15 protein-coding genes are annotated in these 14,481 nt (G+C 58.4%); 12 read left to right on the top strand and 3 right to left on the bottom strand.

All coding sequences use genetic code 11. From position 1 onward, the window contains the following. Positions 1 to 27: 27 nt before the first annotated feature. A complete protein-coding gene (locus tag CEQ44_RS01095; RefSeq protein WP_066764238.1) occupies positions 28 to 2,049 on the bottom strand; it encodes a ParB/RepB/Spo0J family partition protein in 2,022 nt (673 codons plus the stop codon). 144 nt (positions 2,050 to 2,193) lie between these two features. On the opposite strand from CEQ44_RS01095, the gene CEQ44_RS01090 reads away from it, so the two are divergent. After that, positions 2,194 to 2,469 (top strand): HU family DNA-binding protein, encoded by a 276-nt coding sequence (locus CEQ44_RS01090; protein ID WP_066764236.1) that lies wholly within the window; start codon positions 2,194 to 2,196, stop codon positions 2,467 to 2,469. 53 nt (positions 2,470 to 2,522) lie between these two features. Here the strand turns inward: CEQ44_RS01090 and CEQ44_RS24775 are convergent, their stop codons facing one another. Both CEQ44_RS24775 and CEQ44_RS01080 read right to left on the bottom strand, forming a co-directional pair. Beyond that, positions 2,523 to 3,071: a toprim domain-containing protein gene (locus CEQ44_RS24775; protein ID WP_254913748.1), complete on the bottom strand. Its 549-nt coding sequence runs from the start codon at positions 3,069 to 3,071 to the stop codon at positions 2,523 to 2,525. 359 nt (positions 3,072 to 3,430) lie between these two features. After that, a complete protein-coding gene (locus CEQ44_RS01080; protein ID WP_088184959.1) occupies positions 3,431 to 3,916 on the bottom strand; it encodes a sigma factor-like helix-turn-helix DNA-binding protein in 486 nt (161 codons plus the stop codon). A gap of 371 nt (positions 3,917 to 4,287) precedes the next feature. On the opposite strand from CEQ44_RS01080, the gene CEQ44_RS01075 reads away from it, so the two are divergent. The 11 genes from CEQ44_RS01075 (at position 4,288) to CEQ44_RS01025 (ending at position 14,478) form a co-directional block, all read left to right on the top strand. Further along, entirely contained in the window at positions 4,288 to 4,839 is a 552-nt protein-coding gene (locus CEQ44_RS01075; protein WP_176400375.1) for a helix-turn-helix transcriptional regulator, read from the top strand. 61 nt (positions 4,840 to 4,900) lie between these two features. Continuing rightward, positions 4,901 to 5,245 (top strand): hypothetical protein, encoded by a 345-nt coding sequence (locus CEQ44_RS01070; RefSeq protein ID WP_088184961.1) that lies wholly within the window; start codon positions 4,901 to 4,903, stop codon positions 5,243 to 5,245. Between the two features lie 53 nt (positions 5,246 to 5,298). Next, complete coding sequence (locus CEQ44_RS01065) at positions 5,299 to 5,739, top strand: hypothetical protein (protein ID WP_088184962.1); 441 nt, start codon at positions 5,299 to 5,301, stop codon at positions 5,737 to 5,739. Continuing rightward, entirely contained in the window at positions 5,682 to 6,311 is a 630-nt protein-coding gene (locus CEQ44_RS01060) for a RadC family protein (RefSeq protein WP_176400376.1), read from the top strand. The genes CEQ44_RS01065 and CEQ44_RS01060 overlap by 58 nt, the downstream gene beginning before the upstream one ends. An 82-nt stretch (positions 6,312 to 6,393) precedes the next feature. Further along, complete coding sequence (locus tag CEQ44_RS24645) at positions 6,394 to 7,134, top strand: AbrB/MazE/SpoVT family DNA-binding domain-containing protein (RefSeq protein ID WP_217895027.1); 741 nt, start codon at positions 6,394 to 6,396, stop codon at positions 7,132 to 7,134. Beyond that, on the top strand, positions 7,127 to 7,528 hold the full coding sequence (locus CEQ44_RS01050) for a type II toxin-antitoxin system VapC family toxin (protein WP_254913749.1): 402 nt from the start codon (positions 7,127 to 7,129) through the stop codon (positions 7,526 to 7,528). The genes CEQ44_RS24645 and CEQ44_RS01050 overlap by 8 nt, the downstream gene beginning before the upstream one ends. 43 nt (positions 7,529 to 7,571) lie before the next feature. Beyond that, positions 7,572 to 8,522, top strand: coding sequence for a HEPN domain-containing protein (locus CEQ44_RS01045; protein ID WP_088184965.1), 951 nt, complete (start codon positions 7,572 to 7,574; stop codon positions 8,520 to 8,522). A 198-nt stretch (positions 8,523 to 8,720) separates the two neighbouring features. Further along, a complete protein-coding gene (locus tag CEQ44_RS01040) occupies positions 8,721 to 9,839 on the top strand; it encodes a Fic family protein (RefSeq protein WP_088184980.1) in 1,119 nt (372 codons plus the stop codon). A gap of 303 nt (positions 9,840 to 10,142) precedes the next feature. After that, positions 10,143 to 10,727: an RNA polymerase sigma factor gene (locus CEQ44_RS01035; protein WP_254913750.1), complete on the top strand. Its 585-nt coding sequence runs from the start codon at positions 10,143 to 10,145 to the stop codon at positions 10,725 to 10,727. Next, the gene (locus CEQ44_RS01030; protein WP_088184966.1) at positions 10,724 to 11,830 is read left to right on the top strand and encodes a FecR domain-containing protein; all 1,107 of its coding nucleotides are present in this window, start codon (positions 10,724 to 10,726) and stop codon (positions 11,828 to 11,830) included. Before CEQ44_RS01035 ends, CEQ44_RS01030 begins: the two co-directional genes overlap by 4 nt. 71 nt (positions 11,831 to 11,901) lie before the next feature. Then, complete coding sequence (locus CEQ44_RS01025; protein WP_088184967.1) at positions 11,902 to 14,478, top strand: TonB-dependent receptor; 2,577 nt, start codon at positions 11,902 to 11,904, stop codon at positions 14,476 to 14,478. Positions 14,479 to 14,481 lie beyond the last annotated feature (3 nt).

Raw genomic sequence — 14,481 nt, 5'->3', positions numbered from 1 at the left:
AACGACAGGCTCCGGCCCTGCGGGCGGTCAGGCCGCCTTAGCGAATCCGTCTTCGCCGTCGCCTCCGGAGTCGGCGGGCGTATAGGTCTGCTCCTGGGCTCCAGTCACATCCGGCAAGTCCTGATCGACATCGCGCGGCGCAGCATCGAAACGCATCGCATCAGGAAGCCATGAAAGCGCGCGTTGCTGAACTTCCGGTTCCATGATGACGTGTCCGCCGAAGAGCCGTTCGGCGGATGCGGCGAGATCATGCTTCTTCGATCCGGAATAGCGCAGGCGCAGTTCATCGCCGCCGATCTCCTCGAATAACGCGAGAATACCCGGCTTGGTCAGCTTGTCGAAGAAGGTGAGCGCAGTCGGGCGCCACCAGGCGGCGACATCAATGCCGAGCTTGTGACCCAGATGATCGATAAAGCTCGCGCCCTCGCCGCCATCCGGAACAGCGCAAAGCGTGCGGGCGATCACACAGCCGAGCCAGACTCCCCGCGCGTCGTCCGGGAGCGCGCAGAAAGCATCATACCGCTCCTCGATGGTGTTACGGCCAACCCAGCTGCGATCGAGCGATTCATCCAGCCTGACCCATTCGGCTGTGGCAGCCGTCTCCGGCTTGAAGTCGACGATGAGCGGCGAGGGGATTAAGGCGTGCAGGTCACTCGGCATGCCGGAACTCGGCATCCGGCACTGCTCATCCGCCATGATGAAAGTGCCGAGATCGAGCGCGAAACCCGGATCGCTCGCGACATGGAGCGCGAGCAACTGGGTCTTCATCATCGCCATCATATCGTAAAGCCGCTGGCTGATCATCGGTCGCGTATCATCAGTGACCGCCCCCTCCTGCACCTGCGCTTGTGTGTCACCCTCGCCGCCGTCCGCCATACCCTCGCCCACCGTTTCATCGGCAGGGGCGACGTAAAGCTGGTGATGGATTTGCGGGCGGCCATCGGGTGCGAGCACGACATAGGCAAGTGCGGACGCTTTCTGCTCAGCGTCGTACCGTGGGGCGCGGTCGACGATAGTCGTCAGTTCGGCGCGCAGTCGCTGCTCGTCCTCGCCATCGGGTTCTTTGCCCTCCTGGTCCGGATCGCCTTCGATTTCGGCGATCTGCGCTTCGATCTCCAGCTTGCGGGCCTCCTGCTCGAGCGTCAGCGGCTCCTGCGCGCCGGTCAGAGGTTGCAGGGCATAAGTCTCCATATACGGAATGCGGGGACCAGCGACGACGCGTACCTCGCCCAGCCCTTCACGTGTCCGGATGGCCTCGGCTTCGGCGAGCAGTTTCCTGTCCGCCAGTTCATCGAGGATATGCGTGTCGACCCAGCGTTCGTCGGCCGCGGTAGAGAAGAGGTCGGCGTCCTCGACGCGGCCGCCCGCGGCGATATAGGCACCGCGCCCAATCAGCAGCGCCTTGGGCTCGTCCGCGCGATAGCTGTAATTTTTGAGCAGCCGCCGGATCTCGTTGACGTTATCGCGCGACCAGGTCCCTCGCACGGCCTCCCAGACCGCTGTCTGGCGAGCTGTATCGGCGGTCGTCGCATAGGCCTTAGCAATATCGAGCGTGATCTCTTCGGCTTCGAGCGCGGCGAAGATGGGACCTGCGAGATTGGCGAGGCGGAGCCGCCCCAGCACGAACCGCTCCTCGATACCGAAGCGCCTGGCGATATCTGCAGGGGTGCGCCCCTCGACTTCGATCAGGTCGCGGAAGGCCAAGCAATCTTCAGCAGGGGACATGGCCAGGCGATCGAAATTTTCAACCAGGCTGATCTCGCGCCCATCCCTGGCGTTGGACAGGATGAGAACCGGGACTTGATGATCGGCTGGCAGCGTTCCCTTCTCGATCAGCCGATGAATGGCGTCGAGCCGGCGGCCGCCGGCGGTAACCCGATAATGCCCCTTTTTGCGCGCCACGGGGATGGCGACCAGGTTCTGTACAAGGCCGTGGCTGGCGATGCTGGTTTCCAGTTCGGCATCGGCGCGCGCATCGGTCCGCTTGCGGACATTGACCGGCGACTTGGCGAGATTGGCGGCGGGCACAAGGATGGGTGTTGTGGTCATTCGTCAAAGCTCCACAGAAGCGGCCCGGGCATCGAACCGCGCACCTTACTCATCCCCCTTTCCCTTTCGTTTCCGTTTTGGCTCGTGACGACAGGCAGGCGCAAAGCTATGAACCGTAGCTTCGTAATTTTAAGGAGGAAGTTTATGAACAATTCCGAACTCGCCGAGGCACTTACGGCTGCGCACGAATTGACGAAGGCCGATGCGCGCAAGCTCGTCGATGCGGTATTTGGGGCCATCGCCGACGCAGCAGCCAAAGGGGAGGAAATCTCGCTGAACGGCTTTGGCAAGTTCAAGGTCAAGGACACGCCGGCGCGCGACGGACGCAATCCGGCGACCGGGGAAACCATCACCATCAAGGCGTCGAAGAAGCTGACATTCACGCCCGCCAAGGCGGTGAAGGATCGCCTGAACGGCTAAACGAAGCGCTGCCAATGCTGTCGCCGGCAGGGCAGCACCCTCTTGCATGGATATCAGGCAACGCGTTCCCGTGCTTCCAGCACATCTGCCCAGTCATTACAGGGTGCCGGCGGCCAAGGGCTGACGATCTCAAGGCCTGGTCGATTATAGGCGAGATGGGCGCGGCGATTGGCTTTCCATCCGGCCGCATCCCGGTCGAACAGCAGAACGAGGCGTTTCAGCCCGCTGGGCAGCAGGACATGCGCGGCGCGTTCGGCGCCGAGTGTCGCCCAGACGGGAATGCGGTGAAGGCGCATCGCGGCGAGCGCCGTTTCGACCCCTTCAGCGAGGCCAAGAACTGTGGTCGCGGCGGCAAGTTGCACTGCCCCGCGACCCGGCCGTCCAAGCATCAACCGCGGATCCGACAGATCATCCGCCTTTAAGCCGGTCGTCGGATCGAGGAAGGTTCGGTGGACAGCGACGATCCGACGCCTTTCGCGGATCGCTGCAATCATCGCCGGACGGAATACGACTGCATGGCCACGTCCCAGCGGCGTACGCGCATTGTAGCGCAGATCGTGCCAGGGCGGTGAGAGGAAACGGCTGGCGAGATAAGCTTGCACGGGAGTGCCCATAATAGATTTGGATGCCTCCCAAACCCGCAGGCTAGGCCCGGGCCTGGGCCAGTCGATGTACAATTTGCATGGCGAAGCCGAGATCGGCCGCTCGGGAAGCGCAAGGTGCAGGCGCCGGATCGCCCGCAGGACGTCTATGGTGTCGCAACCCGCAAAGCATTTGAACAGCAATGTCTCGCGGCCCACACGGATCGACAGGCTGGGATTATGGTCATCATGAGCCGGACACAGACACAGGCCGCGGTCATTTCGCCATGTTCCTCCCAGCTGGCGGCACAGGTTTGCGCCCTGGAACTCGAGTTGGAGACCTTCCATCGTCGCACGCTCAGCCGCTGAGCCCTTTTTTTTCATGTCTCATCGAGAGCCAGCGACAGTGCCAGAAGCGCCGCCGCCAACTCGCGCTGGACCTCAGCAACGTCGAGATCGAGTCTGGCGGCTATTGCCGCATAGGTGAGGCCCTCGACGCAATGGGCGAGATAGATGACGCGTCTTTGTTGCGGCAGCTCCGCAAGGGCGGTGCGCAACTTCGCCTCTTGCTTCGCATCGCTGGAGTCCAAGGCGTGCTGCTCGACCCAAATCCATCCCCTGACCCACACGCCATGAGGGGTCTCCTCGACACGGGTTTCGTCGGCGTCGATGCGCAGCACGGGCGCACCTTCCAGCCTGGCCCTGGCGACTGCAATTGCTGGATGGCGGGCATCGCCCAGTCGATCGGCAACGGCCGTAAGACGACGAAGAAGCGGCGCGGCTTTGCCGCGAGACCAGGACCAAGTCCCGCCGAACAGATGGGCTTTGAGATCTTGAAGTAGCGAAACTATCTTGGAATTGTGCATGGTGGTTCATTCCTGCCGGATACTACCTGCCCCGTCCCACCCCCTCCTTTCCCAAGCCATGTGGTCCGGGCGTCGTGCTCTTCGTCGTCGTCGCATCTTAAAGGGATTCTCGAGCGCCCGCGTTCGTCACCCCTTTGCGGCTCGGGCGATGGAACCGATATCCATCCATTGGACGCCGCGAGGACCGTCGGAGCCATTGCTCGATTGGTTTGCGAAATATCCTGTCAAACGGGACGCAGCGCAGCTATGTTTTAGAAAGGTTTTTACTTGAAACAGAATGGAGGCGCTCGGAGGCTGCCAGCAGATTGGTTGAAGAAGAGGGAGAGGACGCAGCTTGCGATCGCCGTAAATCGGCGAAGGGGGAACCGCCCTTGAACGAGGACGACTATTCAGAGATATTCGAGCGGCTGAGCCCTCGAAAGGGCGATTGCCTGCGAGAGGCCGCTAAAGGCAGCTCCTCAAAAGAGATCGGGCGTGCTTTGGGTATCTCGCCCAATACGGTCAACAATCACATCCTGGAAATCCGCAGGCAGCTCGGCAATGTGTCGAAGTGGAAAGCCGCACAACTCTTCGTGGAATGGGAAGCCCGCAAGGGGGGGCAAAATATACCCCCCCAATCAATGGTTATTCCCGATGACCCGAATCCCATGCCAACTGGTCCCACCGAAACCCAGGCGGACGACCAGGCGACGCAAGGAGAAGCGGAGGATTTTTTCGCGAATGAACAAAAGCCATATGCCGTTCGCGACCGAAGCTTTTCCTTGCTCGATATTGTGCCGTGCCGCGTAGCCGGGAGGCAACGTAATGAGCTGAGTGGACCTTACATACTGATCGTTTTCGCGATCCTCACCACCTTGATGCTCTTTGCCGTAGGCGCCGGGTTTTCCTTGCTGTTGGCGCTCAACGGCCTCATGAAAGAATAGAGCAGCAATCCAGAAAATCCATCAACTTGACCTGCTCCGAGCGGAGCGGGAAGGAGAAACCATGCGCGCTCAACGCCAATCCATCGCCAAACATGTAGCCGAACGGCTGTTCGCCGCCGAAGAGGCCATCGATATCGCAGCTGCCCGTATTGCCGAACTAAACGCGGCGCTACCACTCGCACGGCTGGATGCTCGCCTCTCGGCCATGATCGGCCAGAATGCTATTCAAAGCTCAGCTTCGGCGATGTTGCTCGTTGCCGAGACGCGCGAAAAGATCGTCACGACCCATGCCAATCTCAAGCAGGCGAGTGATGCGATCGGGTTACCGGAGACCAGCTATGGCGACCTACTCAAGGTGGCATCGGCGGAACACCGGCCTGAGGGACAACATCTTCGTGCGGTGTGAGGTATGTGCCGAGGGAAATTGACGAACCGTTACATTTATTGTTCCCTCAGCCCATGACGAGACAAGTCCTGTTCCTGGCATTTCTGCTGTTGAGCAGCGCCTTTGCCTTTCGAAGGGGTGACCAACCAGAAAAGATCGGTGCGGTCACCCTTTTACTAGGCGCAAGCCTGACGGTTCTTGTCGCTTCCCCGCTCGGTACCCGCTTTCAGAATGTCGAAGCCGGCATTCTCGTGATCGACATATCGATACTGGGCATTTTCCTATGGCTTTCAATTCAAAGCACCCGTTTTTGGCCGATCTGGATCGCAGCGATACTGGGCGCGGAAGTTGTCGTCCATGTTGCGCTCGCGATTGCGCCCGAAGTTGTTCCCCGAGCCTATATGCACGGTCTGGCGGTATGGGGCTGGTTTGCTCAACTGGCACTCGTGATCGCGACATGGCGGCACCGGAGGCGACTGAAGCGCCTGGGTGCCGACGCGCCCTGGAAGAGCTGATCAGCCTTACCTCTCCCGCGCGCGCCCAAGAATTCTCTGAGCGTCTCTTCGCACGCTTTGGTTCACTCGGCGACGCAGTATCGGCGCGTTCGGCAGAGCGGATCGAATTATTGGAGGATTCGCTTGAGATCGAACAAACCTTCCTCTGCTTCAGACGGGCGATGACCCAAATGCTCAGGGGACAACTCATGCAGCGGCCCATATTTTCCAGCGATGAGCATGTGCTGGATTATCTGCGCGGTCGCATGGCCTATGAGCCGATCGAGCAGCTACGGGTCTTGTTCCTCAACGCAAACAATGAGTTGATTGCGGACGAGGTGCTGGGCGTGGGTACAGTCTCTGCCGTGCACGCATGGCCGCGCGAAATTCTCAAGCGCTGCCTCGATCTCGAAGCGACGGCGATTTTGCTGGTCCACAATCATCCATCCGGCTGCCCGAGGCCATCAAGGTCAGATCGGGATTTGACGGAAAGGATCGCAAAAGCGGCGAAATGTCTCGACGTAGTCGTCCATGATCATCTGGTCGTGGCCCGGAATGGTACGACGAGCTTTCGAAAGGCAGGTTATCTGTGACCGGTAGATATTGCCTTGCTGGCGTGGCCTGCATGAGCCGCAAGTCCGGATCGCATCTTAAACTCGGGTCCGGAGGCCGTTCATGTTCTCCGCGCCGATAGCTTCGATAGACAAGCGCCGTGACGATGCCTGGCCCCCGGCCTGCCGAGCAGCGGCATGTCGAACCTTTCTGAAAATGGTGACCATCCTCAACAGCAGGATGGGAACGAAGTTGTCGTCGAACCCCTATCTGGCGTATCTGCTCGAAATCTATATCGCCGGGATCGACGGCGAAAGGATATACCCGGCCTGCTTTTCGCCCGAGCATGCATCATCGACTGCGCATCGTCGCTCGGCCCGGCTGGAGCAATGGGGGGCTGTTTTCCGGGAGGAGGATCCCGTGGACGGCCGATGCAACGATCTCAGGCTCTCGCATCCGACGAAGCAGGCTTTGGAAAGCGCAATCGATTTGCTGATCTGGCAATGCCTCAGCCTCGGTTCGGAAATTGGCGCGTCTGGACAATCTGGCAGATTGATGCCGATAGCGGAGATGAGGTACGATCAGCACGTTGGTACTATTCAGGATGTGAGTGACATGACCATCTTGCGCGGGAAGGTTATTGCGGGAGGGCGGATTGCCCTTCCCGCCGATATCCGCCGTTCGCTTGGCCTGCAGAATGGGGATACTGTCCTTTTCGAGGTCAATGGCGACGAAGTGCGCATTCGCCCCGCCCGCTCGGCGCTGCGACGAATACAGGAACGTTTGCGCGCCTTTGCGCCCAAGGAAGGACTAGTGTCCGAGGAGTTGATCGCTGAGCGACGGGCTGAGGCGGTACGTGACTGACGTTGATACAAAAGCCCTTTATGTTCTTGATGCTTCAGCTCTACTGTGCCTGCTGTTTGGCGAACCGGGCGCAGACCAAGTGGAAATGCGATTGACCGGTGCTCTGGTGTCGGTGGTAAATTACCATGAGGTGTTGGCAAAGCTCACCGATCACGGCGTAGATGCCGCTGAAGCGCAGATGATGCTGGCCGAACTCGATATCGACGTTGTGCCCGCCGATCGTGATCAGGCTGACGTTGGCGGAAAGCTGCGCCGGGAAACACGAGACATCGGCCTGTCGCTTGGGGACCGGTCCTGCCTGGCGTTGGCGCTGTGCCGAAACGCTACCGCTGTAAGCGCCGACCGGGCATGGGAAGCGCTGGATGTCGATGTGGTGGTCGAACTGGTGCGATGACCGGCATGCTGGATGGTGGAAAGCGGGATAAGAGACTGAACTGATGCGTACCGACCTCAATCATCTTCCGAGCGCCAAACAGCGCGAGCTCGACCGCGTCGTGGAAATGCTGTTTCAAGGCTTTCGTGAGGCGACGCAGGAAGCGAAAGGCCGACGCAAGTCTGCCCGGATTCTCAAGGTCATCCTGTTTGGATCCTATGCCAGGGGTGATTGGGTCGATGCTCCCTTCGACGCGAACCAGTTCACATCGGATTACGATATCCTGGTCATCGTCAACCAGAAGGAATTGACGGACGGCGCTCTCTATTGGGAAGAGACGGAGCAACGCCTGTTCGACGCCTATCAGGTGGAGAAGATCATCCGTACGCCGGTCAATTTCATTGTGCATACGCTGCAGCAGGTGAACGACGGTCTGTCCCATGGACGGCCGTTATTTACCGAGATCGCCAAGGATGGCGTGATCCTGTACCAGTCGGACGATCGGCCCCTCGCGAAACCCAAGCCGAAGACGCCTGAACAGGCGCATCTTATGGCAAAGGAATATTTCGAGGATTTATTTCCTGGGGCAATGTGGCGGTTTGAACTCGCCAAAATTAGCCTTGCCAATAATCGATTCAGCGATGCCGCTTTTGATTTTCACCAGACGACTGAAAAACTATATAAATGCGTTTTAGCAACGCTCACATTCTATGTTCCTCGCAGCACGAATGTCGTGTTTCTCAGGGGCATGGCGGAAGGGCTTGATAGACGGCTATTTGAGGCCTGGCCTCGCGCGATCCATGCCGATCGCGCCATGTTCCAGAAACTGAAGGACGGGTATCGCAAAGGCAAGTATTCAAGGCATTTTGATATTTCATCCGAAGAGCTTGAATGGCTCATCGGGAAAATAGAAATCCTCGGCTCCATTGTGCATGAGGTCTGTTCCGGACATCTTACAAAGTTGAAACTCGACGCGGAAAAATCAGAAAATTCAAAACATCGTCCCTATAAGTAGCAATCCAAATCGATTGGCAACGCCGCATGCCTATCCGGCATCCATGCTTCTGGTGAGCTATTCACCCACCGGCAGACCTTTGTTCCTATCTTGGAGAATGCGGCGATTAATGGCCATATTCACCGCACACTATGCGGCAAATATCCTTGCTCTTTGCAGTGAATGCCTTCTATAATCACCGCCAAAGGCACGGTGATTATGACATATATCCACGAACTGCCAGGCTGGCCGGATTTGCGCTGGAGCGCCGAGACGCTTGCCCAGCCACTCGCTGCCGTGCGCCATCGTCAAGGACGGTTGATCGGCCACATGGAAGCACTCGGCTTCCCGCTACGCGCGGAAGCCGTGCTGCAAACCTTGACCGAAGATGTACTTAAATCCAGCGAGATCGAGGGTGAGATGTTGGACAGGGAGCAGGTGCGTTCATCCATCGCCCGCCGCCTGGGCATGGACATTAGCGGCTTGGTCGAGGCCGATCGAAGCGTCGAAGGCGTCGTGGAAATGATGCTCGATGCTACTCAAAACTATACGCAGTCGCTGACTGCGGAACGGCTGTTCGACTGGCACGCGGCGCTGTTCCCAACGGGGCGCAGCGGCATGAGCCGCATCACCGTCGGATCCTGGCGCACCGCCGAAGGTGGCGCAATGCAGGTGGTCTCGGGCCCTATCGGCCGCGAGCGCGTCCATTATGAGGCTCCCATAACAGCGCGGCTCGACACGGAAATGACGCGCTTCCTCCACTGGTTCGAAACAGCTACGCCCGATCCTGTCCTGAAAGCCGGGATCGCACATCTGTGGTTTGTCACCATCCATCCTTTCGATGATGGAAACGGGCGCATCGCACGCGCCATCGCCGACCTTGCCTTGGCGCGTGCGGAGGGAACGCCACAACGTTTCTACAGCATGTCCGCACAAATCCGCATTGAACGTAAAGTTTATTACGACATGCTGGAAGCGACACAAAAGGGCAGTCTGGACATCACGCCCTGGCTGTTGTGGTTCATTGACTGCCTCGACCGCGCTTTTCAAGGTGCTGAGCTCATTCTCGCCAATGTGATGCGCAAAGCCCGGTTCTGGGAAGCGGTTCAGGGGCAGCCGCTGAACGACCGTCAACGCAAGCTCATCAACCGGCTACTGGACGGCTTTGAAGGCAAACTCACCAATGCCAAATGGGCGACCATGACGAAAGCCTCGTCGGACACGGCCCTGCGCGACATCAACGATTTGCTCCGACGCGGTATCCTCGCGAAAGACTCCGCCGGTGGTCGCAGTACGAGCTATTCACTCGTTCCGGAACCGACCGGTGGTGCAGGATAAATTTCATGTCCGCGTAGGACTGGATCTCGCTGGTGACGCCAGACATTTTCCCGCGCCGGGCCGAAGATCCGAGCTAGAGATGGAACGTACTGACAGGACAAAAATACCGGGAGCTTGATTGAGTCCTGCTCTCACGGCATAGTACCAATGCGGGCTGGAATCTGGCAGCCGCCCGCAGGATTTTCCTGTCAGGTATCTCGAAGCTCGACATACGGGTCGAGCGCCGGTTGCGTCGTTGGGCGACAACTCGGCTCACCTCACATCGCTTCTCCCTTGCACTTGCGAGGACGGCGCTGCCACGTCGTGAGGAACCGTGATTTCATGTCGTCTGAAAATGTCAAACCGCCAGAAGGCCTGAGAGACGATGTCGCTCAGGAAAACGCAAGTTCGGAGATCGCCGACGTGCGACATATCTATGAAATCGAAGCGCCGCGGCTGCAGCGATATTTCCAGAGTCGCCTGCGCTCGCGGGATGACGCCGGCGATCTCGTACAGGAATCCTTTGTCCGCCTGGTCGGTTGCATGGCCAGGACAAGTCTTCCACGACCGGCAGCGTATCTCCAGCGTATCGCGCGAAATCTTCTTCTGGATCGGTACAAGCGCCTCGAGACCCGACTCTTGGCGTTTCATGTGCCGATCGGCGAAGACTTCGAAGTGGCCGTCGCGCCGGACCAGGCCGCACGCATCGAGGCCGAAGACGTGATGCGGATTTACAGGCGCGCCCTTGACGAGCTACCTCAACGGACGCGAGAGATATTCCTAGCTCACCGGGTGGAAGAGCTGACCTACCGGGAGATCGCGGAAAGCATGGGGATTTCCATACCAACTGTGCAGTACCATGTAGCCCGAGCGCTCGCCCATATCGACGCAGCACTGGAACAGGAATGATGGAAGACAGCGATCCGCCACGGCGGCATGGACAGCTCAGGGAAGAAGCCGCCGATTGGTTCGCGATCATGCGCAACCCGGAGGAAACGGAGATCAGACGCAAGGAATTCGAAGCATGGCTGGCACGAGGCGCGCTTCATCGTGCCGCCTATAACCGGATTGCCGAAGCCTACAGCATCGGAAAGCGTCTGAAGTATCAGCCAGAGGACGACGCCCTCGTTTCTGGCAAAGATTCCAGCGATGATATCCGTCAGAGCGAGCCACGACGACCAGCAAAGAAGCGTGCGGTGCTTATTGTGGCGATGCTCGGTGCCGTTGCCCTTGTAGCACACTTGGCTGCAGGTTCGCCGCGCGAGGACGTGAAGCACCCATCGCTAGCCATGGACTCGCCGCCTGGGGCATCTGATCGGTCGGGCCAGAAACTTACCACAGCAATCGGTGAAATCCGGTCGTTTCGGCTCGAAGACGGCTCTGTCGTCGCGCTCGACACCAATAGCCTCGTTTTGGTGGATTTCGACGTCCAGCAACGACATCTTCGCTTGTTGCGTGGTCGGGCCCGGTTCACCGTCGCTCATGAGGAACGCCCTTTTACGGTTCATGCCGGACGTGGAACAGTGACAGCGCGTGGTACGATCTTCGACGTCAATCTCCTGCCCGACAACGGGGTTGTCGTTCGGCTGGTAAGAGGCGCCGTCGACATCGCGACTGACGTCTCCGGACCGGAGCGTGCACACCGGGCGATTCGACTTACCCCCGGCCAGCAGGTCGAATTGCCGAATGCCCCGACACCCCTTGCCCCCGAGATCGTCAAGGCAGAGACCGATGATAGGGAATGGCCTGATGGACTGAAGGAATATAGGAATGTTCGCTTGGGAGATTTGTTCGCGGAGGCCAACCGCTATGCCGATATCCCCCTGGTCAGCGAAACACCCGATATAGGCGATGTTCGGATCTCCGGAAATTTTCGGATAAACGACAGCCCCCGCCTGGCGCGCAATCTGGGAGACGTGTTGGGGCTAGCGGTCATTAGCGAGCCCAACGCCATTGCCCTTGCCCGTCGCTGCCCCACCCCTCCGAAAGAAAATTGTCGTCCGCCCTCATAGTTGGCTCTCTATGCTCGTCGCTGTCTCCAATCGAACGGGTCTCGAACGAGACCGGATTAAAGTTGGGGGCAATGATGAAAGAGTTTGGACGTTGGGCGGTCAGTTCGGTGTTCGCGCTTGCGCTAATAGGGATGCCGACACCCTTGCTGGCTGCACCGGGACAAAGGCTGGAATGGAACCTCGAACGGCAGGACCTTGACGCCGCGCTACGCACAATCGGTCGTTCGAGCGGCCGCGAGATCATTTTTTCCCCGGAGGCGGTCAGGGGACGGCAAGCTCCGCCTCTCAGCGGAACCTACACCGCGCTTGAAGCGGTCGAAACGATACTCAGGGGCACCCGTCTGATCGCAGTGGAACGCGATGGGACGATTCTAATTCGGCAGCGATTTTCAAACGTCAATCAAGAAGCAGGTCAAGGCATGACTGGAGAGGAGATCATTGTTACCGGCTCGCTGATCGCCGGTGCTTCTTCTCCTTCACCCATGCAGGTCGTGAATCGCGAACGGATGCTGGACAACGGCTATAATAGCCTTGCAGAGTTTATCCGATCTTTACCGGTAGCTTCAGGCGCGGGGCAAAATCCGGGTATCGGGCAAAATGTCCCTGAGAGCGTCGGCAGCAACCTCGGCGGGGCCAGTTCGATCAATCTTCGGGGCTTGGGTTCCGATGCAACCATCACGCTGCTCAACGGCCACCGCCTCGCCTTCAACACTGCCGTTCAGTCGATCGACATTTCGGCCATTCCTCTCGCTACCGTAGAGAGAATGGAGATCGTAACAGATGGAGCATCCGCCTTGTACGGCTCTGATGCCATCGCCGGTGTGGCGAACATCATTTTGCGAAAGGACTATAGCGGCCTGACAACGCGCGCCTATTGGGGCGCCTCCACCGATGGCGGAAACGTACAGCAGAATTATAGTGTTACGGGCGGCACGACATGGAATTCCGGCGGCTTCATCCTCGCCTATGATTATGCCCACTCGACGCCCATTCTTGCACGCCAGCGCGACTATGCTGCAACCCGCTCTCCGAGTCTCACTCTCTATCCAGGCTTTGATCGCCACAATGTCCTTCTGAGCGGACATCAGGATATCGCCCCCGGCCTGACGTTCAGCATTGATGGCCTGTATGGCGAGCGGAAAACCGATCGGGCATTTGCATCATCGAACACGGGAGACTACCGAGTTCAAGGACTGCGCAGGACGACAAACACCAGAACGATTAGCGTGGCGCCCAATATCGAATTTGAAGCAAATTCGGACTGGAAGATCACGTTCTCAGGCGTTTACGCTGAGGATCGCACTTTGGCAAAATCCGACAACTATTGGAACGGTGCTCTTTCGAGTACGGAACTCTGCTACTGCAATAAGGCTTTCAGCTTGGAAGGCATTGCGAGGGGCACGTTGTTCGACTTCGGCGCAGGCCCTGTCAAGGCGGCGGTCGGTGGCGGCTATCGAAAGAACTATCTGCACTCCTATAATCGGCTTGTCGACAATGGGCAAAGCATTGAAGCGAGCCAGGACAATCGCTACGGGTTCCTGGAGATCAATGCCCCTATTGTCCGATCGGAAGACGGCGGCGCGCTTGTCCAATCACTCATTCTCAGTGGCGCGGTTCGCTATGAGGATTATCCGGGGATAGGAGATGTGGCGACGCCCAAGCTCGGCGCCGTGCTCGCGACTGGCTACGGCCTGACGTTCAAATTTTCGTGGGGCAAATCCTTCAAGGCACCCACGCTATATCAACTCCACAGCGTTCAAGCTGCCGACATTTATGATATCGAGATATTCGGAGGATCAGCATATCCCTCTGGAACGGTTGGCCTGTATAGCGGCGGTGGCAATCCAGACTTAAAACCCGAACGATCCAAGAATTGGACCGCCTCCGCAATTTTCCAACCCGCATTCTCACCGAACTCAAAGATCGAGGTGACATATTATTCGATCCGCTATCGTGATCGGATCGTGACACCAGTCACATATATCACCCAGGCGCTCAGCAATCCGATTTATGCTGACCTCGTGAGCATCAATCCAACCACCGACGAGATCAATGCAGCACTCGACGGAGTCTTGTTCTTCAACAATTCGAGCGGCCCTTGGGACCCCTCGAAGGTGGGGGCGATCATTTACAGCCAGTATGCCAACGCGGCGCGACAGCGTATCAGTGGCGTAGATGTGAGCCTAAGTCATCGGATGGAATTCGACCAGATGGGGGAAATCTCTCTTTGGGCGAACGGCAGCTATATCGAAAGCCAACAACGCCTCAGCGCCTTGCAGCCGGAAACCGAACTGGCCGGTAGCCTGTTCTTCCCACCTCATCTTCGAGGCGTCGCTGGCTTCACGTGGGAGAATGGGCCTTTCAGGCTTACCCCCGTCGTGAATTATGTCGGTGGAGTGAAAGATCGACGCGCGACGGTTACATATGACGTCGGTTCGATGACCACGTTCGATCTGACCTCCCGGCTGAAGATAGACAGTGAATCGCCGATTTTCCGAGGGATGGATATCTCGCTGTCCGCACAGAATGTCTTCAACGACAAGCCCGCCCTCATTTCGACAACCTCGGTCAGCCAGACGCCTTACGATTCGGCCAATTACTCGCCTTGGGGTCGTTACATCAGCTTTTCGATTTCGAAGTCCTGGTGAACG

This window comes from Sphingobium sp. Z007, from assembly GCF_900013425.1.
Taxonomy (GTDB): Bacteria; Pseudomonadota; Alphaproteobacteria; order Sphingomonadales; family Sphingomonadaceae; genus Sphingobium.
Note: the sequence above shows the minus strand (reverse complement) of the source record. Positions and strands in the feature narration are given on the sequence as shown.

Coding starts and splice junctions, on each gene's coding strand:
- CEQ44_RS01070 (WP_088184961.1), top strand. CDS start 4,901: ATGCGCGCTCAACGCCAATCCATCGCCAAACATGTAGCCGAACGGCTG.
- CEQ44_RS01040 (WP_088184980.1), top strand. CDS start 8,721: ATGACATATATCCACGAACTGCCAGGCTGGCCGGATTTGCGCTGGAGC.
- CEQ44_RS01030 (WP_088184966.1), top strand. CDS start 10,724: ATGATGGAAGACAGCGATCCGCCACGGCGGCATGGACAGCTCAGGGAA.
- CEQ44_RS01025 (WP_088184967.1), top strand. CDS start 11,902: ATGATGAAAGAGTTTGGACGTTGGGCGGTCAGTTCGGTGTTCGCGCTT.
- CEQ44_RS01065 (WP_088184962.1), top strand. CDS start 5,299: ATGACGAGACAAGTCCTGTTCCTGGCATTTCTGCTGTTGAGCAGCGCC.
- CEQ44_RS24645 (WP_217895027.1), top strand. CDS start 6,394: ATGTTCTCCGCGCCGATAGCTTCGATAGACAAGCGCCGTGACGATGCC.
- CEQ44_RS01045 (WP_088184965.1), top strand. CDS start 7,572: ATGCGTACCGACCTCAATCATCTTCCGAGCGCCAAACAGCGCGAGCTC.
- CEQ44_RS01060 (WP_176400376.1), top strand. CDS start 5,682: ATGGCGGCACCGGAGGCGACTGAAGCGCCTGGGTGCCGACGCGCCCTG.
- CEQ44_RS01095 (WP_066764238.1), bottom strand. CDS start 2,049: ATGACCACAACACCCATCCTTGTGCCCGCCGCCAATCTCGCCAAGTCG.
- CEQ44_RS01090 (WP_066764236.1), top strand. CDS start 2,194: ATGAACAATTCCGAACTCGCCGAGGCACTTACGGCTGCGCACGAATTG.
- CEQ44_RS01080 (WP_088184959.1), bottom strand. CDS start 3,916: ATGCACAATTCCAAGATAGTTTCGCTACTTCAAGATCTCAAAGCCCAT.